The sequence below is a fragment of the Rhizobium sp. SAFR-030 genome, assembly GCF_059415005.1.
The window spans coordinates 359,568-378,822 of sequence record NZ_JBPFDO010000003.1; the positions used below are offsets into that span (position 1 = coordinate 359,568).

Here is a 19,255-nt window from a genome sequence, read left to right on the forward strand (position 1 = left end):
TCAGGGACGTGGATCATGCTGATCGCCATAGAGGGAATAGACGGTGCGGGAAAAACGCACATCGCCGGCAGGCTTGCGCGGGCGCTCAGCGAGCTCGGCCACCCGGCGCGGGCGTTGAACAAGAGCGACATCACCTTTGGCGACAACTTCGCCGATAGCCGGCTCAGCCTGTTGAAGGAGGTCATCTGGCCGCAGCAAGGCGAGCCGAAGCAGGATCTGCTCGGTACGTATTTCTATCTGCACCTTCTGGCCGCCTGGTTCTCCGCCATCGGTCGCATGCTGAAAGGCAGCCGGACGATCTCGGTGATGGACGGGTCGCAGTACCGGGTTATCGCCAAGGCACATCGACGGGCCGGTCTCAGCCTCGACGTGCTGCGCGGCTATTTTGCCGCGGCGGCAGAACCGGATCTGGTGGTGCTGCTGTCGATCGATCCCAAGCTTTCCTGGACGCGTCGGGCTCAGTTCAAGGAGACCGAGCTTGGCCGCTGGGACGGCCTGGCCGGCGATCCGAGGAGCGCCTACTGCGCCTACCAGGATAGCATCCAGGTTCTGCTGATGCAGATGGCCGAGGCGGATGGCTGGATGGTCGTGCCGCAGGACGAGACGACACGTGACACGGATGTCGTCGACGCGATCCTGCGGCACTTACGTCTCGAGACCGACTGGCCGGGCAGCGGAGTGACGACTGTGCCTCAGCAGCCGCTGCCCGCCGATCAGCCGGAGCTTACGCCGGCTGCCACTTGAGGTAGATCGTCGCCAGCGGCGGGAGCGTCACAAGGATCGAATGATCCCTGCCATGTGACGGCTGCGGCTCGCTCCGTGCCTCGACATTGCCGAGATTGGAGCCGCCATAGACGACAGCATCGGTATTGAGGACCTCCTGCCAGCGGCCCTCCCGCGGCACACCGACGCGATAGCCCTGTCGCGGAACTGGCGTCATGTTGGAGATGGCGACGACCATGGCGGAGCCATCGCCCGTCTTGCGCAGCATGCCGAAGACCGAGTTCTCGGCGTCGTCGCCGATCACCCACTCGAAGCCGTCGGGGTGTAGGTCGCCGTGCTGCAGGGCGGGTTCTTCCGCATAGAGCCGGTTGAGGTCGCCGATCAGCCGCTGCATGCCGGCGTGGTCCGGCCGGTCGAGGAGATCCCACACGATCGAGGCGTCGTGGTTCCATTCGGTCTCCTGCGCAATCTCGCAGCCCATGAAGATGAGCTTCTTGCCCGGATGCGCCCACATGAAACCGAAATAGGCGCGCAGGTTCGCCATCTTCTGCCAGTGGTCGCCGGGCATCTTGCCGAGTAGTGAGCCCTTGCCATGCACCACCTCGTCGTGGCTGAGCGGCAGCATGAACCGCTCGGAATAGGCGTAGACCATGCCGAAGGTCATCGTCCCGTGGTGGTACTTCCGGTAGACCGGCTCTTCCTGCATGTAGTGGAGCGTGTCGTGCATCCACCCCATGTTCCACTTGAAGTCGAAGCCGAGACCGCCTTCTTCCACAGGCTTCGTAACGCCTGGCCAGGCAGTCGATTCCTCGGCAACGGTGAAGGCATGCGGGCAGCGCTGATGGATAATGCTGTTGAGGTGCTTGAAGAATTCCACCGATTCGAGGTTTTCGCGGCCGCCATACTTGTTGGGAATCCATTCGTCGGCGTTGCGCGAATAGTCGCGGTAGAGCATCGAGGCGACCGCGTCGACGCGCAGCGCATCGATGTGGAAGTGCTCGAGCCACTCGAGTGCCGAGGCAATGAGAAAGCCTTTCACCTCGTTGCGGCCGAGATTGTAGATCAGCGTGTTCCAGTCCTTGTGGAAGCCTTCGCGGGGATCCTCGTGCTCGTAGAGTGCGGTGCCGTCAAAGCGGGCGAGCCCCCACGGATCGGTCGGGAAATGCGCCGGGACCCAGTCGAGGATGACGCCGATGCCGCAGGCATGGCAGCGGTCGATGAAGTAGGCAAGATCCTCCGGCGTGCCGTAGCGCCCTGTCGGCGCGAAGAGACCCAGCGGCTGGTAGCCCCAGGAGCCGCCGAAAGGGTGCTCCATGATCGGCATCAGCTCGATGTGGGTGAAACCGAGCTTTGCTACATAGGGTACCAGGCGCTGGCTAAGCTCGACCCAATCTAGCGAGCGGTTGCCTTCTTCGGCGACGCGCAGCCAGGAGCCGAGGTGCACCTCGTAGACGGAGATCGGCCCTTCGCCCGAGCGCTTGGCGGCACCTTGGCGCATCCACTCGCCATCGGTCCACTGGAACGGCCGGCTGGACGCAACGATCGAGGCGGTGGCCGGCGCGGCTTCGCTGGCACGTGCGACCGGGTCGGCCTTCTGCGGCAGAAGGTTGCCGTTCTGGTCGACGATTTCGAACTTGTAGCGGTCTCCCGGGCCGATGCGCGGTAGGAAGATTTCCCAGATGCCGGCCTGCGGGCGCAGGCGCATCGGATGACGGCGGCCGTCCCACGCATTGAAGTCGCCGACCACCGAAACACGCCGGGCAGTCGGCGCCCAGACCGCGAAACGCACGCCTTCAACGCCGTCCACCTCCATCGCACGCGCACCCATCGTGCGGCCGAGATCGTAATGGGTTCCCTGGCTGATCAGGTGGAGATCAAGCTCGCCGAGCAGCAGCCCGAAGGAGTAGGGGTCTTCGGTCTCCTGTACCGCATCCGGCCACTGGATCCGGAAGCTGTAGCGCCCGCCTGTCTCCAACGCAGTCGCAAACAGGCCGGCCTCGTGCACCGGATGCATCTTGGTGCGAACGGCGCTTGCATCCGCCTGCAGGATCTCGACGCCCTCGGCGCCGGGCAGGAAGACCCGCACGACCGTGATTCCATTCACGACATGGGGCCCGAGAATGGAGAAGGGATCGCCGTGTCGTCCATCGACAAGGGCATTCACCGCGTCACGATCGAGGCCGGCGATAAGTTCGGATCGTTCCATGTTCATGCGCTCTTCTCCGCGAGCCTGTCGACGATGGCGGCAAAGCCGCTCAGCGGAATAGGCAGCCATTTCGGACGGTTGCGTGCTTCGTAACTGATCTCGTAAGCCGCCTTTTCCAGGAGGTAGAGATCCAGCATGCGGCGCCGGTCATCTTCGCTGACAGCCAGGTTTTCCGACTGCCCGACTGCCTCGAAATACTGTTCGAGGAAGGCCGCTTCCGCCTGCTCGGTGAACCGGCGGATGATATCGCCGCGCACCGGGTTATCAGTTTCGGTCACCGCTTCGGTTTCCAGGTCTGCAGTGGCCGCAAGGTAGCTAAGCGAGCGCAGCAGTCCTGCAACGTCACGAAGCGGGATGGTCTTGCCGCGCCGCTCCTGCAGGTCGCGCGCAGGCTCGCCTTCGAAATCGATGATGTAGGCATCGTGTTCGGCAACCAGGATCTGGCCCAGATGGAAGTCTCCGTGATTGCGGATCATCAGCGCGCCCTCGGCGGCCTGTGCAAGCTCCGCGGAAATCCGCAACAGCTCGTCCCGGCGGGACAGAAGCGGCGTGACCAGTGCTGCCGTCTCCGGTTCCATGTCGCGCTGGTTCTCCTCCAGGATCGCCAGTGCCTTTTCGATCTGGCCCACTGCGCTGCGGCGCCAGAACTCGACGTTCTCCGGCTTGGCCGGAAGCGGGGCAAAGTCCTCGTCGTCCGTCGGATTGGCGAGCGCCACGTGCAGTTCGCCAAGCCGCTTGCCGATCATGCCCGAAAACTCGACCAGCGGGCGCAGGAGGTCGGCTTCGGCTTCCGGACCCGGCTGCGTCAGGCCGATATCGTCGAGAGCCCGGCGCAGATTGGTCAGCATCCAGTTCCAGGCATCACCCTGGTTGCGGATCGCTCCCTGGACGATGATCAGCGTGTAGCGTGTACCGTCGGGCGCGGTCCGGGCGATTTCGCCCAGCAGTGGCGCAGTGTTCTTGTAGCCGACCTTGGTGAGGTAGCGGGTCATCTCGACTTCCGGATGAACGCCCGGGAAGATGTGGCGGATCAGCTTGATCATCGCCACGTCAGCGATGATCAGCGAGCTGTTGGACTGCTCGGCCGACAGCCACCGAACCGGCAGATCCTCGGCAAGGCTCATGCAGTCGAGCGCTTCGGTACCGAGGAACTCGAGGGTGCCTGAGCGGCCCGAAATGACCGATCTTTCGCAAAGACCGCGGATGACGCCGCGTGCCATGTTCTCGATGGCGAACCCATCCGTCAGGTAGCCCACGCGGCGGCCCTGGCGGATGCGGGCCAAAGCCAGCTGCTGGGCCAGTGCCGGCGGCTGAGTGTCGTCCCAGGCGGCCGTCAGCGGCAGCAGATAGGTTTCGGTGTGGCCCTCCAGTTCAGCTTCCAGTTCGCCGAGCAGGATGTTGTGGGTGAAGCCCATGGGGGTCGCCGCCACCAGCGTCGCCCGCTTGAGGGTTTCGCCCTTCGAGCCGAACCAGCGGCGCTTGTCGAGGTAGGCCGGCAGGATGTCACGCGACAGGGTGGCTGCAAGCTTCGGCTCGTCGATCAGCTCCATCAGGTCTCGGCGCATGACCATCGTCGTGAGGTCAGGCATTTGCTCGGGGGGCTCCGTTCGCCAGGCTGGGCCATCGGCTTCGGCCACAAGCTGGAACCAGTAGAAGGAGAAGGGAGGCAGAGTGAGCAGGTAGGTCAGCTGGCCGATCGGAGGGAAGGGCGACATGCCGGTGAGTTCGATCGGCACGCGTCCCTGAAATTCCGACAGATCGAGCTCGACTGCCTGCGGCAGGCGCGACAGGTTGGCGACGCAGAGAATGGTGTCGCCTCCGTATTCGCGCAGGTATGCGAGGATCTTGCGGTTGCCGGGCGTCAGGAAACGCAGCGTACCGCGTCCGAATGCCGGATGCCGGCCGCGCAGCGCCAGCATGCGCCGCGTCCAGTTGAGCAGCGAGTGGTTGTCGACGCTCTGTGCTTCGACGTTCAGCGCTTCGTAACCGTAGAGCGGGTCCATGACCGGCGGCAGCACGAGGCGGGCCGGGTCGGCCCGCGAGAACCCGCCATTGCGGTCCGGCGACCACTGCATCGGGGTACGAACGCCGTCGCGGTCGCCGAGATAGATGTTATCCCCCATCCCGATTTCGTCGCCGTAGTAGATGACCGGCGTTCCAGGCATGGAGAGCAGCAGGCCGTTCATCAGTTCGATGCGTCGGCGGTCGCGTTCCATTAGAGGCGCCAGGCGCCGGCGGATGCCAAGATTGATGCGGGCGCGCTGGTCGGCGGCGTAGATGCTCCAGAGATAGTCGCGCTCGGCGTCGGTCACCATTTCGAGCGTCAGTTCGTCGTGGTTGCGCAGGAAGATCGCCCATTGGCAGTTTTCCGGGATCTCCGGCGTCTGACGCATGATGTCGGTGATCGGAAAGCGATCCTCCTTGGCAATCGCCATGTACATGCGCGGCATCAGCGGGAAATGGAACGCCATGTTGCATTCGTCGCCGTTGCCGAAATACTCGCTGGTGTCCTCCGGCCACTGGTTGGCCTCGGCGAGCAGCACCTTTCCCGGATGCGTCGCATCGAGGGCGGCGCGGATCTTCTTCAGGATGTCGTGCGTCTCGGGCAGGTTCTCGTTGTTGGTGCCCTCTCGCTCGATCAGGTAGGGGATGGCGTCCAGGCGGAAGCCGTCGATGCCGGTCTCGAGCCAGAAGCGCATGACACTGAGCAGTTCATCGAGAACCTGCGGGTTGTCAAAGTTCAGGTCCGGCTGGTGGGAGTAGAAGCGGTGCCAGTAATAGGAGCCGGCGACCGGGTCCCATGTCCAGTTCGACTTTTCGGTATCGAGGAAGATAATGCGGGTTTCCGGGAACTTCTGGTCGGTATCCGACCACACGTAGAAATCCCGCTCTGGCGATCCGGCAGGCGAGTTGCGTGCCCTCTGGAACCACGGATGCTGGTCGGACGTGTGATTGATGACCAGTTCGATGATCACCCGAATGCCACGCTGATGCGCCTGATCAACGAAGGCGCGGAACTCGTCCATCGTGCCGTAGTCGGGGCTGACATTGCCGTAGTCGGCAATGTCGTAACCATCGTCACGACGCGGGGAGGGGAAGAAGGGCAGAAGCCAGATCGCCGTGGCACCGAGCGACGCGATATGATCGAGCTTCTGGGTGAGACCGGCAAAATCGCCAATGCCGTCGCCGTTGCCGTCACAGAAGGATTTGACGTGCAACTGGTAGATGATCGAATCCTTGTACCACAGGAGATCCTTTTCGGTCGGCTGGCTCTGGCTCTGCATCATGTCCATTTAGGATTTTCCTCGGTTATCGTACGCGCCAGATGGAAAAAGGCTGGTTCGGCTCAAGTCGAAGCCGCTGCCATTTCCCCGTCAGCGTAAATTTCTGGCTGCTGACGAGATCTTCGACGTTAAGCGCGCCATTGTCCGGGAGGTTCCATGACCAGAGGGGTATCTCGACATCCGCCTCCTGCACGTTGTGCGGATCGAGACTGACGCCGATCAGGAGCACGTTCTCGCGGCCGGCACTGGCCTTCTCGTAGAACATCACGTTGTCGTTCCAGGCGATCAGCTGGTTGAGGCCTAGATGCGAATGGAGCGCCGGGTTCTCCTTGCGGATCCGGTTCAGCAGGGCGATCTCGCCCTTGATGTTTCCAGGTCGATCCCAGTCCCAGGCACGGATCTCGTACTTCTCGGAATCCGCATATTCCTTGCGCTTGGCATCCGGGCGGCCCTCGCAAAGCTCGAAGCCATTGTAGACGCCCCAGAGGCCGGACAGGGTGGCGGCCAGCGCCGCGCGGATCAGGTAGGCCGAGCGCGGCGCGTTTTGCAAAAAGTCGGGATTGATGTCGTGCGTGTTGACGAAGAAATGCGGGCGGAAGAATTCCTTGGGCGCTTCAGTGGTGATCTCGCGCATGTAGGTTTCGAGTTCCCACTTGGTGTTGCGCCAGGTGAAGTAGGTGTAGGATTGGGAGAAGCCGACTTTGGCGAGCCGGTACATCACCTTGGGTCGCGTGAAGGCTTCCGAGAGGAAGACCACGTCCGGATGGCGGTCACGGATGTCGGCGATTAGCCATTCCCAGAACGGGAAGGGCTTGGTGTGCGGGTTGTCGACGCGGAACAGCTTGACGCCGTTGTCGACCCATAGCTGCACCACGTCGCGCAACTCGGTCCACAGCGACGGCACGGCGTCCTTGGCGTAGAAATCGACGTTGACGATGTCTTCGTACTTCTTCGGCGGATTTTCGGCGTAGCGCACCGTTCCGTCCGGGCGCCAGTCGAACCAGCCGGGATGCTGCTTCAGCCAGGGGTGGTCCGGGGATGCCTGGATAGCCAGGTCGAGGGCGATCTCCAGGCCATTCTCCGCGGCCGCCCCGACCAGCCTGCGGAAGTCATCGAAGGTCCCAAGCTCCGGATGGATCGCGTCGTGGCCGCCGTCCGGAGAGCCGATGCCATAGGGGCTGCCCGGATCGTTCGGCCCGGCCGTCAGGCTGTTGTTGCGGCCCTTGCGGTTGGTGGTGCCAATCGGGTGGATCGGCGGGAAATAGAGAACGTCGAAGCCCATCTCGCGGATCGCCGGCAGTCGCGCAATGACGTCGTCGAACGTGCCGTGGCGATTGGGATCGCCGCTCTGCGAACGTGGAAAGATCTGGTACCAGCTGGCGAAGGCAGCCTCGCGACGCTCTGCATCCAGCGGAATGCTCTTCGACCGAAGCCGGTGCGGACGACGATCGGCCTCGGCCATCAACCGGAAGGTTTCCGGCGCCAGAAGGAGCTCGATACGTTCAGGCTCGGCTGCCCGGTCCAGCCTTTCCGCCAGCTCCTGCAAGCCTATCAGAACATCACCCTTGGCAGCGCTAAGCGCATCTCGAACATGGGCCATGCCTTCCTGGATCTCCAGGTTGAGGTCCAGGCGGGCGTCGTGCTTCTTCGAAAACTCGTAGCGGAAGATCTGGAACGGGTTGCGCCAGGTCTCGACCGCGAATTCGTGCCGGCCCATGCGCTTCGGCGTGAACTCGGCGCGCCAGCGATCGTTCTCGACCAGGCGCATTGGAACTTCCGTCCATCTTTCCTCGTCGGCCGTCCTCCAGAACAGGGCAGCGGAAATCGGATCATGGCCGTCGCCGAAGATGTCGGCTTCCACGACAACCGTATCGCCGACGACGCGCTTGACGGCAAAACGTCCGTCGTCGACGCTCGGGGTGATTGCCTCGATCGCCAGGCGCGGCGAGGCGGCTGCCTCATCGACATCCTGGGCGGGCACTGCGCCGGCAATAGCGGGCGAAGCGTACCCCTCGAAGATGCGCAGTTCGCCGGGCTTGAGGCGCAGGTGGGGGGCAATCGGCGAGGAGCCGCCCTCGGTCGGATCTGTCAGCGGCAGGAAGCCGGAGGCTGCATCGCGCACCGCATTGAGTGGCGCCGGTGCCCCGGCGCGCAGATCGCGGTTGACCACCACCAGGCGGATGCCTTGCGCCGAGCGATGGTCTGCCGCGTCGGCCTGCAGCAGGGCGACCGCAGGGCTCTGCGTCACGTTGATCAGTTGCAACGGGCTTGAGCGAAACTGTGCTCCATCGCGCAACAGCGTGTCGTTGACGCGGCGGATCTCGGAGGAAAGATCGTATGTCTGGCGGTCCGCAAGTCCGCGTAGGCCCTCGCCGTTGCCGTGCACGGGATCGAGCGCTGCCGTCGCGCCATATTCGAACCCAATCGGTACCATCAGACCGCTGCCGATCGAGGCCGAAAGCTTCAAAGCCTGGACTGCCCGTCTGGCGCGTATCTCGGTGCTGTCCATGCCGTGGGCGAGGCGCTTTGCGAAGGGGACTTCGGGGAAAGCGATCTGGTACCGGAAGGCGCGCTGCAGATCATGCTCCTCGATGAACCAGCGCTGCTCCAGATCCCACCACGCAAGCGAGGAGAAGCAGCCATCGAAACCGACGTCGGGAAGCGCCCGCCGCAGCTCGAAAGAGGTGCCGGGCGTCCAGGCGAGGAAGGTGGCATCCGGACGTGCGCGCCGTGCGGCTTCGATCAGCCGCCGCCAGCTCTCGGTCGGCAGGCCCTCCAGACCAAGGCAGCGGAAGCCGGCAACACCGGCACCGACTATCCGCATGAGCCGTTGCGACCAGGTGTTCAGATGCGCTTCGAGCGCTCCGGGATCGTCGGCGTTCACTCGGCGGCTGTTCGCGTCGTGCGGAGAAAGCCGCGGATCGGCGGCCGGGCCATTGGTTTGGCCTTCTGCAACTGCGAGACGGTCAACCACCAGGTCCAGCATCAGTGACAGGCCATGCTCGTCGGCCATCCCCACCAAGCGTCGAAGACCCTCCTCCAGATCATCGCCGAGCCCATAGGCCGGATCCAGCCGGTCCAGAGAGGATGCGACGAAGACGCTCGTGTTAACGGCGCGGGGGAAGAGCGGGGCGCTGAGAATGGTGTCGAAGCCGAGCCCGCGGGCATGCTGGAAGACGGCGTTCCACGCGGCGGGATCGGTGAGCAGTAAAGGATGAATGTAGTAGATGCGGGGGGCGGCAAGGGTGGAAGAGGTAAGGTTCGATTGAACGATGTTCATGGGCGCCGTACTCCGCAGGTTTTGCGTCTAACGTCGGGAGGAAGGGCAGGTTCCACGCGCGCCAAGCGTTCTTGGCCGCACAGCGACGCGCGTCGGGAGATCCCCGCCGGACGCAACGAGGATACCCTCGGGGCTGACGGACAACCATCGCCGGCCGGTGGCGTTGTCGAGCCGGCTAGCGCCCATCCGCAAGTATTCAGTGCAGCTGCGCCTCGTCGACCGCCTGCTTGAAACAATCGCGTGCGTGGTCGGGTTTCTCGCGACCATCGAGGGCCGCCAAGCACGATTGGTGGGCGGTCGCGAAGCTCATCGCCTTCACGCCGGGCCAACGATGATCCATGAACTGGATCGCTTCGAGCGGGCCAGTAATATCGAGCCCGGCGGCCTGAACCGGCCGGCGCCATTGAGTATGTTCCATGTGCTCCTCCCACGCGCTGCCGGCAGAACAATACCGTAGCGACGAGGCGCTAACTTCAATCATGATCCAAAGTTCCAACCCACGTTTTCTGTGTCCTGACATCCTATGCCAAAACCGGGGATGAAGCCGCGGCTGAAAACTCTTTGGCAACCTCCACGGAGGATGATGCAGCCATCTTGGAATGGAGCGATCATGGCCAACGCATCTGCAAGCAAAGGACGGCGGACCAAGCGTCGGACGACCAGGAAGAAGAGCGGCAGCCGGGTCTGGCCTTGGGTGGTGGCGCTCGTCGGTGTCGCAGGCGGGATCACGGCCTACGAGCATGGCGACCAGCTTCGCAGGTGGACGCCGACGGTGTTCAAGACCGCCCCGGCCAGGCTGCTGGCGGCGACCGAAAGTCGGCTGGCGGATCGTCCGGCACCTGCCGTGCCGATCGTCCACCCGGTGCCGCGCGCACCGGTTACGGGAGTTCCAATGGCGGCGGCGCCCGTCAGCAAGCCGGAGGCCGGCGAGCTGGTCGGCAAGAACTTCCACGGCACCTTCTACTTCTGCGGCACGTCCGGCCTCGACAACTGCGTTGCGGACGGCGATGTCTTCTGGTTCCGCAAGCAGGCAATCCGGCTTGCGGATATCTCGGCGCCAGCGTCGCAGAATGCCCGGTGCGACGGAGAGCGCGCCAAGGGTTTTGCGGCGAAGGTGCGGCTTCGGGATCTGCTGAATGACGGCACGTTCGAACTCGCCGACTGGCCGAACAAGGATGAGGACGGGCAAGGCCGAAAGCTCAGGGTGGTGATGCGCAACGGCCAGTCGATAGGCGCTCAGCTTGCTCGCGAAGGTCTGGTGCGGACCGCTTCGGATGGCGGAAGAACCTGGTGCAGCTGACCGGCGACCGGAAGATGCGGCTGCGCCGGCAGGCCCGGCCGCTGTTCCGGATCGAGGCACCGATCGGATTGTCCGCAGCGTGTTTAGGATTTGGGAACCAGTTCAGGCGATCTTGCCTAAGTGAGTTTGATTCGAACGCGTGCGTAGCAGGAGACACCATGACGCTTGCCCATTTCCCGGCCGATAGACGGACTGCCGATATCCGCCGCTGCGCGCAGGCGCTCCTGACGCTTCATGGCGAAGAAGCCAACCAGTACTGGCGTTCCGAAATGCGGGCGATCGCCGCGGAACTTGCGCAGCAGGGCGCTGAGCCACAAGAGATCTCGCGCCAGGCGGCGCTGTTCATGAATGCCGTGCAGATGGAACTGCAAGCGTTGTTCGCGGCAGACGACGATCTGGCCGTCGACGCCCGCGCCTGATTCCCGCGCATCTTCTCAGTTCCCTGATCGATTCCGGCGGAGGCCGCAATATCCAGCGGCCTCGCCGAGGCTCTCGGCGAGAATGCCTGATCGGCAGGATCAGTAGCCGCCGCCGACCGCGGACGGCCAGACGACCGGTTCGGGATTGGCGCCGCCATGTTCCTGGACGAAGCCGCCGACGGGCTGTCCCTGATAGATGTGCGGATTGCCCGTGGACGTGCAGCCGGCAAGGCTGAGGCTCGCGAAAGCGAGGATAAGTGCAACAGCGGCGGATTTCTTGTTCATGACGATCTCCAGTCTATGCCGCGTAGATCGTACATGCGACGCCAGACTGCAAGAGCCTGTCGAACGACATCTGTAATCGTTGCAGTTCTGCCGCAGCTTGCGCTGCAGCTCTCTGATATGACCTGTCAGGAAAATGTTTGGTGGGTGATGTAGGGCTCGAACCTACGACCCGCTGATTAAGAGTCAGCTGCTCTACCAACTGAGCTAATCACCCATCCCCGTGGCGCTTCCGTTCGGCGGCGCCGCTGGTGTGAAGGGGCGTATAAAGAGGATGCGCAGGCTTGTCTAGCACCCATGTGAAAAAACTTTCGTTTCTTTTCAATTGGCCAGCGGTCTGGGGATAACGTCGCGTGCAACTCGTAAGGGACTTCGCAAACGGCTTGCCTGCAGCCAACTGCCGGCCATCAGTTAGGCTTTACAGCGCAGTTCGCGACGTCCAATTAGAGGAGCCGTCTATCAGAGGAGGAGATGAGGATGTCGACGAAAGACGATCTGGCGCGGATTGCCGCGCAGGAAGAGGCGCTCTGCTTCGAGCACTTCAATCTCGATTCCGCCTGGTCTCTCGGCCAGCATATTCGCGCGGCCGCGTCATCTGCAGGCCATGTCCTTTCGATCGACATCCAGATCAACGGGATGCAGGCGTTCTTTGTCGCACTGCCTGGCGCCAGGCCCGATTTCGAGCACTGGATCCGCCGCAAGCGCAATCTGACGCTGAGACTGCTGCGGCCGAGCTACGCTATCGGACTCGAACTGGCGCAGCAGAACACGACGACGGAAGCGAAATGGGGAATGTCATCCGCCGACTACGCAGCGCACGGCGGCAGCTTTCCAATTCGCGTCATCGGAGTGGGGTGCATCGGTGCGGTGACGGTGTCCGGCCTGCCGCAGCGGGAAGACCATAGTCTGGTCGTCGAAGCGCTGGCACTGCATCTCGGCATCGAGCCGAGCCATCTCCGGCTACCTTGAGAGGCCTCTTCCGAGTCGGATCAATCAACAACGAAAAAGGGCCGCGCTATGGCGGCCCTCCGACAGACTGGTGACGACAATTATCGTCTGATCATCCGGCCAACGGCGATCAGGATGCAAGCGCCGATGAAGCCGGCGATCAGGTAGCCGATCCAGCCGCCCAGAACGACGCCGAAGATGCCCAGAATGGCGTTGGCAATGATCGCGCCGACGATGCCGAGCAGGATGTTCATCAGAACGCCCATGTTGCTCTTCATGAACTGCTCTGCGAGCCAGCCGGCGATACCCCCGATGATGATAGCTGCGATCCAGCCGATGCCTGCGCTTTCCATAATTGTCCCTTCCATTGTGGTTGCGCCCCATCAACGCGGATCCTCGCTTCAGGTTCCCGAGCTTTGGAACCCGCCATAGTTCTGCCGGGGAAATCTTCTCCAAGGGCCTCGATCAAAGCCGGTTCTGAGGAAGCGCTTTCTTTTGCAAGCGGCTGTCTTTAACTGGATGCGCCATCTTCGATGAGGTCAACGGACTTGCAGAACCGTGTTTTTCGATCTACGCCCGCGCTCCTTCGCCATGCCGTCCTCGTCCTTTGCCTGGTCGCATCGGCAGTGGCTCCAGCTGCCGTGCTGGCGCAGTCCGAGCCCGCGCCGCCATCGGCAGCAGCGCCGCCACCGGCGCCGGCACCCGACGCGGGTGCAGCATCGACGCCTGATGCCGTGCCGGCGGCCGATACCGCTCCCGACCGGCTGACGACGCGATCGCAGAAGGCCGCAGCCGATGCCGGCAAGAGCCTCCAGGCGCTCCGCGCCCAGGCGGATGCTGAAAACGTCGAGGACGTGCAACTGGCGGACTTCAAGGCGCAGTCCGATGACGTGGACCTGCAACTGACGGCGATCCTGGCGGACCTGAACCAGCGTGTCGAACAGATCCAGGCGCGTCTGAAGGAACTTGGAGAGCCACCGAAGGAGGGACAGCCGCCGGAGGCCGCCGTGGTCACCGAAGAGCGTGAACGGCTGACGGTCGAGCGGACCGAACTGACGGCGACCGGCAGCGAGATCAACCACATCGTCGCCGGCGCGCGAGAACTCTCCGGCAAGATCACCGAGCAGCGGCGCCGGCTATTCTCGGCAACGCTCCTCAAGCACACGGAATTGTCGCCGGGCGTCTTCATCGATGCCGGCTCAGCCTTCATCGACGAGATAGGCACCTTCACCGCAACGCTTGCCGGATGGCTGGCGTTTGCCTGGAAGTTCAAGAAGCTGCAGTTTCTCGGAGCCGTGGTCCTGTCTTTCGGCGCGGCCCTGCTGTTTCTTGCCGGCGGCTACCGGTTTTTCGGCCGGATGGTGAAGCGCGACCTGGCGATGGAGAGCCCACCCTTCATCACCCGACTGTCGTTTGCCTTCTGGTCGCTGATTGTCCAGACCTTCTCGCTGTCCGCCTTCCTGGCTTCGACTTTCTTCTTCCTGGTCAGCTTCAACGTGCTGCGGCCCGACATTGCGCCGGTGCTGGGAGCGCTGCTGGGGATGATCTGGGTGGTGGTGTTCGTGGCTCGCCTGAGCGGCCTGGTGTTTGCGCCGCTCCATCCGAACTGGCGCCTCATTCGCATGTCGAACCGCGGCGCCCGGCGCATGTACTGGCTGACGCTGCTGATGGCGGTGATCAACGGCCTGGACTACGTGCTGGCGGAGATCAGCGAGGTGCTGAACTCGCCTGTGGTCCTCACCATCGCCAAGAGCCTGATCGCCTCGGTGTTGATTGGCGTAATCCTGCTGCTGATGTCGTTCATGAAGCCGCTGCTGGCGGAAGACAGGGATCCGGACTCCCCGGGCCGGCCCTGGCCGCGCGGCTTCCCGCTGCTGTTGCGGGCTGCAGGCGTGGCGCTGATCCTGGCGGTTCTTGCCGGCTATGTCGGACTGGCGCGCTTCGCCGCGACGCAGATCGTCCTCACCGGCGCGCTGGTCGTGACGATGTATATCGGCATTCTCTCGGGCAAGGCGGTCGGCAAGCAGGGCGCCTTCGCCCGCACCTCCGTCGGACGCTATCTCACCGGCCGCTACCGGCTGTCGGAGGTGGCGCTTGATCAGATCGGCCTTGCCTCCGGGCTCGGCATTTACGCCGTGGCGCTGGTCTTCGGCGTTCCGATGATCCTGCTCACCTGGGGCTTCCAGATCCAGGACATCCAGGCGGCCGCCTACCGGCTGTTCACGCAGATATCGATCGGCAGCATCTCCATCTCGCTGATCGGCATTCTCGGCGGCATCCTACTGTTCCTCCTTGGCTATCTCGGCACCCGCTTTGCCCAGCGCTGGATCGACCGCAACGTCATGGCGCGCAGCCAGGTTGATCTAGGCGTCCGAAATTCGGTGAAGACGGGCATCGGCTATCTGGGGATGGGGCTTGCCGCCGTCGTCGGCATTTCGGCGGCAGGCATCGACCTGTCGAGCCTGGCGCTAGTGGCGAGCGCGCTCTCCGTGGGTATCGGCTTCGGGTTGCAGAACATCGTCTCCAATTTCGTCTCGGGGCTCATCCTTCTCGTAGAGCGCCCGTTCAAGGTCGGCGATCATGTGGTTACCGGAACGACGGAAGGCATCGTCAAGCGAATTTCTGTGCGCGCCACCGAGATCGAGACCTTCCGCAAGCAGTCGATCATCGTGCCGAATTCCGATCTCATTAACGCGGCCGTCGGAAACTGGACCCACCGCAACCGGATCCAGCGTTCGGAGGTGCCGGTGAGCGTCAGCTACGAGACTGATCCGCAGCAGGTCATCGACCTTCTGATGCAGATCGCCAGCGAGATACCAGAGGCGTTGCGCAATCCGGAGCCGCATGTGGAATTCCTGCGGTTCGGCGCTTCGTCGCTTGATTTCGAGTTGCGCTTCCACCTTGCCGACATGAACGACGGGTTGGCGGTTCGAAACCGCGTGCGGATGGAAGTGCTGCGTCGCTTCCGGGAGGCTGGCATCGAGATGCCGTTCCCGCATCAGGATATCAACGTCAGCGGCACCGTGTTCACCGCGCGCCAGGGCCGGCAACCGCATCCGATGCCGCAGCCGATCCCTCCTGCACAGCCGGAGACGCTGCCGGAGGACGAGGGAAAGTAACGGCAACCGCGGTCCTTCCGCGCGATCCTGTTGCCAAAGCTGCCCTCGTCGCGCCAAGCTCTTTCGCTGTCGTTATCAGGCATCTGGCGGGCGGGCGGGAACTGCATAGTCCAGCCCATTGCGGGTCCGATCCGCCGCGTCGTGAACGCCGGCGGAAGGTTGAGAGGGTTGGGTGATGAAGACACAGGCGCGGGCAGTGGTTATCGGAGGCGGCGTCGTCGGTGTCTCGACCCTCTACCATCTGGCGAAGAAGGGCTGGAGCGACGTCGTCCTGATCGAGCGGAAGGAGCTGACCTCGGGCTCCACCTGGCACGCTGCAGGACTGCTGCCGCTCTTCAACCTCAGCTATTCCGTCGGCCAGCTGCACAAGTATTCTGTTCGCTTCTACGAGGAACTGCAGCAGGAAACCGGCATGAATGTCGGCTTCTCCAAGGTGTCGAACATCCGCCTGGCGCGCACCAAGGACCGCTGGGACGAATACATGTACTACGCCGGCATCGCCGAGACGATCGGCGTCAAGGTCAACCTTCTGACACCGGAACAGGTGAAGGAGGTCTGGCCACTCTGCGAGACGGAAGGATTGCTCGGCGCCATCCAGCATCCCGACGATGGCTACATTCAGCCGGCGGACCTGACCCAGGCGCTTGCCAAGGGCGCCCGCGACCTCGGCGCCACGATCTACCGCAACACAACGGTGACGGGCATCGCGCAGCAGGACGACGGGCAGTGGGTGGTGACGACCGACAAGGGCGACATCACCGCCGAGCACGTGATCTCCTGTACCGGCAATTTTGCTCGCAAGACCGGCGAGATGGTCGGCATCAACATTCCGGTCATTCCCGTCGAGCATCAGTACATCGTCACCGAGCCGCATCCGGCCATTCAGGAACGCCGCCGTCAGGGGCTGCCGGAAATGGGCGTGCTGCGCGAATCCGACAGCGCCTGGTACATGCGCGAGGAAGCCGGCGGCCTGATTCTCGGCCCCTACGAGGTCGGCGCTCCAGTCTGCTACGTCGATGGACCTTCGGACCAGAGCGAATACGAGCTTTTCCAGGAAGAGCTCGACCGGCTGATGCCGCACATCGAGGCAGCTATCGCCCGGGTGCCGGCTTTTGGCGAAGTCGGCATCAAGAAGGTCTATAACGGCGCGATCGCCTATACGCCGGACGGCAACCCGATCGTCGGCCCGGCGCCGGGGCTCAAGAACTTCTGGCTGAACGAGGGACACTCCTTCGGCATCACGGCCGCGGGTGGCGCCGGTTGGCAGCTTGCCGAATGGATTGTCGACGGCGAGCCGACGGTCGACCTGATGGGCGTCGATCCACGCCGCTTCGGGCCTTACGCGACGGAAGGCTACCTCATCGCCAAGAACGAGGAGGCCTATGCCAACGTCTTCACCATGCATTACCCCGACGAGGAGCGCGCCGCGGCCCGGCCGCTGAAGACGACGCCGGTCTACGATCGCCTCAAGGCGCTCGGCGGCGTGTTCGGCTCGGTCTATGGGTGGGAACGTGCCAACTGGTTCGCGCCAGCCGGCTATGCGGTGCCGGAGGAGGATCTCGGCGTCGGCGCCGACGTCATTACCAGCCACAACCACGCGCCACGGACCGATGATGGCCGGGTCGTCGAAAAATGGTCGTTCCGCCGCTCGAACTATTTCGAGCATGTCGGCGACGAGGTGAAGAACGTCACGGAGAATGTCGGTGTGCTCGACATGTCGCCGTTTGCCAAGATCGAGGTTTCGGGTCCCGGCGCGCGGGCCTGGCTGGAAACAATCTTCGCCAACGCCATACCGAAGAAGCGCGGCCGCATCACGCTCGCCCATATTCTGACGCCGGCCGGCGGCGTGCGTGCCGAGTTCACCATCTACGAATGGGCGCCCGGCCGTTTCTACATGGTCTCAGCCGGTGGTCTTGAGGCGCACGATCACGACCTTCTGTGGCGGCTCCTGCCGCAGGATGGATCTGTCGTACTGCAGCCGATCACCCAGAAATGCGGGGTACTGGTGCTTGCCGGACCACGGTCACGCGACGTGCTGAAGAAGCTGACGCGCACGAGCCTGGATAACAAAGACTTCCCATGGTTGACGGCAAAGCCGATCTCCGTCGGCGTTGCCAGCGCACATGCTCTGCGCGTCAATTTCGTCGGCGAGCTGGGCTGGGAGCTGCATCATCCGATTGAAATGCAGGCCTATATCTTCGACAGGTTGATGGAAGCGGGTGCCGAGTTTGGTATCAGGCCGTTCGGGATCCGTGCCATGGTTTCGATGGCTGTCGAGAAGTCGTATCGCAACATGGGCCGCGAACTGTCGATCGAATACAATGCCTACGAGTCCGGTCTCGACCGCTTCATCAAGCCTGAAAAGCCGTTCCTCGGTCGCGATGGGCTCGTATCCTACCGCGATGCCGGCCTGAAATGGACATTCAGCACGGTGGAGGTACGCGGTAACACGGAAGTCGACGCGCGCGGCTCTGAGGCGATCTACAACGAGGCAGGGGACATCGTTGGACGCGTGACCAGCGGTGGATTCGGCTGGCGCGTCGGCAAGTCGCTGGCGCTGGCGATGCTGAAGCCGCAACACGCAGCTCTCGGTACGCAGCTCAAGGTCAAGATCCTCGGAACGCTGTATGAGGCAGAGGTTATCGGAGAAAGCCCGTTCGATCCCGACAACAACGTCCTGCGTGCCTGAATAAGAACTTTCCGGACACCCGAAAAGCGGCTTCCTGTAGCCGCTTATTCAAGTCTTGCCTGTCGTCCACCCGCTCCTGCTTAATGGTTCCGAAATCCGCGTGCCTTATCGTCACGACGATTGGGGATCAAAAGGCTTGTCATGACGTATCTGGGTGTTTCTGGAATGCAGTATACTGGGGAAAAATTTCCGGATGCCCGGATTCTCCTCGCTGAGGATTCGAACGTCTTCACCTCGATGGTGCGGCAGCGTTTGAAGGAGATTTTCGACATCGACGTCGAGATCTGCCGGACTTACGACGATCTGACCACGGCGAACGAGCTGTCGGAAGAACCAGTCCGGCTGGCCATCTCCAACATCAACCTCCCAGGTGCAGAGAACGGCGAGGCGCTGGAATATCTGCTTGACCTCAATATTCCGACGATCGTCTTCACCGGCACGTTCCAGGAGCAGACGCGCGAGAAGCTGCTCGCCAAGGATATCGTCGACTACATCCTGAAGGACAACATCTTCGCCGTCGAGATGCTGGTTGAGTCAGTCTGCCGGTTCCTCACAAACCACCGCCATCACGTGCTGATCGTCGACGACAGCCCGACGGCCCGGGCGCTGCTGTCGACCCGCCTGAAGCGCTACAATTTTCGTGTCAGCGTCGCCGAAAGCGGCGCCAAGGCGATCGATCTGTTGAAGAAAAATGCCGATATCGGTCTCGTCGTGACAGACTACAACATGCCAGACATCGACGGCTTCGAGCTCACACGGCGTATCCGCTCGGTTCGCGGTTCGCACGAATTGAGGGTTATCGGCGTGTCGTCCTCGACCAACCGGCTGCTGTCGGCGCGGTTCCTGAAGGCCGGCGGCAACGACTTCATGCTGCGGCCGTTCATCGACGAGGAGTTCTACTGCCGCGTCAACCAGAACCTCGACACGCTGTCGCAGATCCGAACCATCAAGGCATCCAACGCCCGCGACGCGGCTGCCAGTCTCGCCGTGCCTGCCTGATCTCTC

Annotated in this window: 13 protein-coding genes and 1 tRNA gene; 7 read left to right on the forward strand and 7 right to left on the reverse strand. The window is 62.9% G+C overall.

Features of this window, described 5'->3' with window-relative positions; translation table 11 throughout:
- Window positions 1-15: 15 nt before the first annotated feature.
- Window positions 16-744 (forward strand): nucleoside/nucleotide kinase family protein, encoded by a 729-nt coding sequence (locus ACR65N_RS11265; RefSeq protein ID WP_440457075.1) that lies wholly within the window; start codon window positions 16-18, stop codon window positions 742-744.
- On the opposite strand, the gene glgB is transcribed toward ACR65N_RS11265, so the two are convergent.
- The 4 genes from glgB to ACR65N_RS11285 form a co-directional block, all read right to left on the reverse strand.
- Window positions 725-2,935, reverse strand: a complete 2,211-nt coding sequence (gene glgB / locus ACR65N_RS11270; protein WP_440457076.1) for a 1,4-alpha-glucan branching protein GlgB — start codon at window positions 2,933-2,935, stop codon at window positions 725-727. The two genes, ACR65N_RS11265 and glgB, sit on opposite strands and share 20 nt — an antisense overlap.
- Window positions 2,932-6,213, reverse strand: coding sequence for a maltose alpha-D-glucosyltransferase (gene treS / locus ACR65N_RS11275; protein ID WP_440457322.1), 3,282 nt, complete (start codon window positions 6,211-6,213; stop codon window positions 2,932-2,934). The genes glgB and treS overlap by 4 nt, the downstream gene beginning before the upstream one ends.
- A 25-nt stretch (window positions 6,214-6,238) precedes the next feature.
- Window positions 6,239-9,493 (reverse strand): maltotransferase domain-containing protein, encoded by a 3,255-nt coding sequence (locus tag ACR65N_RS11280; protein WP_440457077.1) that lies wholly within the window; start codon window positions 9,491-9,493, stop codon window positions 6,239-6,241.
- Between the two features lie 196 nt (window positions 9,494-9,689).
- Window positions 9,690-9,911: a DUF982 domain-containing protein gene (locus ACR65N_RS11285; RefSeq protein WP_440457078.1), complete on the reverse strand. Its 222-nt coding sequence runs from the start codon at window positions 9,909-9,911 to the stop codon at window positions 9,690-9,692.
- 192 nt (window positions 9,912-10,103) lie between these two features.
- On the opposite strand from ACR65N_RS11285, the gene ACR65N_RS11290 reads away from it, so the two are divergent.
- Both ACR65N_RS11290 and ACR65N_RS11295 read left to right on the forward strand, forming a co-directional pair.
- Window positions 10,104-10,793 (forward strand): thermonuclease family protein, encoded by a 690-nt coding sequence (locus ACR65N_RS11290; protein ID WP_440457079.1) that lies wholly within the window; start codon window positions 10,104-10,106, stop codon window positions 10,791-10,793.
- Window positions 10,794-10,951: 158 nt separating this feature from the next.
- The gene (locus ACR65N_RS11295; protein ID WP_430303891.1) at window positions 10,952-11,212 is read left to right on the forward strand and encodes a DUF6074 family protein; all 261 of its coding nucleotides are present in this window, start codon (window positions 10,952-10,954) and stop codon (window positions 11,210-11,212) included.
- Window positions 11,213-11,311: 99 nt separating this feature from the next.
- On the opposite strand, the gene ACR65N_RS11300 is transcribed toward ACR65N_RS11295, so the two are convergent.
- Entirely contained in the window at window positions 11,312-11,497 is a 186-nt protein-coding gene (locus ACR65N_RS11300) for a hypothetical protein (protein WP_430303890.1), read from the reverse strand.
- Window positions 11,498-11,635: 138 nt separating this feature from the next.
- Window positions 11,636-11,711: transfer RNA gene (locus tag ACR65N_RS11305), tRNA-Lys, on the reverse strand.
- Between the two features lie 260 nt (window positions 11,712-11,971).
- Between ACR65N_RS11305 and ACR65N_RS11310 the strand changes: the two genes are divergently transcribed.
- On the forward strand, window positions 11,972-12,463 hold the full coding sequence (locus ACR65N_RS11310; protein ID WP_440457080.1) for a heme-degrading domain-containing protein: 492 nt from the start codon (window positions 11,972-11,974) through the stop codon (window positions 12,461-12,463).
- 80 nt (window positions 12,464-12,543) lie between these two features.
- On the opposite strand, the gene ACR65N_RS11315 is transcribed toward ACR65N_RS11310, so the two are convergent.
- The gene (locus ACR65N_RS11315; RefSeq protein WP_430303888.1) at window positions 12,544-12,795 is read right to left on the reverse strand and encodes a GlsB/YeaQ/YmgE family stress response membrane protein; all 252 of its coding nucleotides are present in this window, start codon (window positions 12,793-12,795) and stop codon (window positions 12,544-12,546) included.
- Window positions 12,796-13,068: 273 nt separating this feature from the next.
- Here ACR65N_RS11315 and ACR65N_RS11320 point away from each other — a divergent pair, with 273 nt between their 5' ends.
- From ACR65N_RS11320 to ACR65N_RS11330, 3 genes are all read left to right on the forward strand, one after another.
- On the forward strand, window positions 13,069-15,561 hold the full coding sequence (locus ACR65N_RS11320; RefSeq protein WP_440457081.1) for a mechanosensitive ion channel domain-containing protein: 2,493 nt from the start codon (window positions 13,069-13,071) through the stop codon (window positions 15,559-15,561).
- Window positions 15,562-15,736: 175 nt separating this feature from the next.
- A complete protein-coding gene (locus ACR65N_RS11325) occupies window positions 15,737-18,250 on the forward strand; it encodes a GcvT family protein (protein WP_440457323.1) in 2,514 nt (837 codons plus the stop codon).
- Between the two features lie 141 nt (window positions 18,251-18,391).
- Window positions 18,392-19,249 (forward strand): response regulator, encoded by an 858-nt coding sequence (locus tag ACR65N_RS11330; RefSeq protein WP_430303886.1) that lies wholly within the window; start codon window positions 18,392-18,394, stop codon window positions 19,247-19,249.
- The last annotated feature ends 6 nt before the right edge of the window (window positions 19,250-19,255 follow it).